Here is a 566-nt window from a genome sequence, read left to right as displayed (position 1 = left end):
CCAGTGGTCGTTTGCAGATTTTAGTATGACAGATCTCTTGACCGCGATCCCCAGCTTTGAGCTATTACTATTATTCAACGGTCACTTATTATGTCTGCTGCTCAACCTGTCATTAAACGCCTAGATCACTTAGGGTTAATCGCTGCTTTCTGTCATGAAGTTGGTTTACCTAGCATTATTGATCGCATCATTCCCAAGTACTCAGATCACAACGTCTCTCATGGCGATGCAGTCTTAGCCATCATTATTAATGGCCTTGGCTTTCACAGTAGAACGCTGCATATGTTCTCTGACTTTTTCGAGACGAAGCCTGTTGCCAAGTTACTCGCTAAAGACATTGAAGCACACCATTTAACTGACGATGTACTCGGACGTACGCTCGATGCTTTATATGAAGCAGATGTGTCCGCACTTTATCAAGTGATTGCAGAGCATGTCGTTGGCAAGCTTGGACTTAAAACAGATTCTGTCCACCTTGATATCACTAGCTTTCATGTCGATGGCGAATATGCCCAGACGAAGATCTTAATGTCATAAAACTAGGGCGTGTTGATCTTTTGTGAGTG

Annotated in this window: 1 pseudogene; it reads left to right on the top strand. The window is 43.3% G+C overall.

Annotated elements, in window-relative coordinates:
* Positions 1-90 precede the first annotated feature (90 nt).
* Positions 91-510, top strand: a pseudogene (locus tag ACTRWI_RS22625) (IS1634 family transposase); the annotation flags it as partial.
* Positions 511-566 lie beyond the last annotated feature (56 nt).

This window comes from Pseudoalteromonas sp. G5_S1_14_S5 (assembly GCF_054968605.1).
Note: the sequence above shows the minus strand (reverse complement) of the source record. Positions and strands in the feature narration are given on the sequence as shown.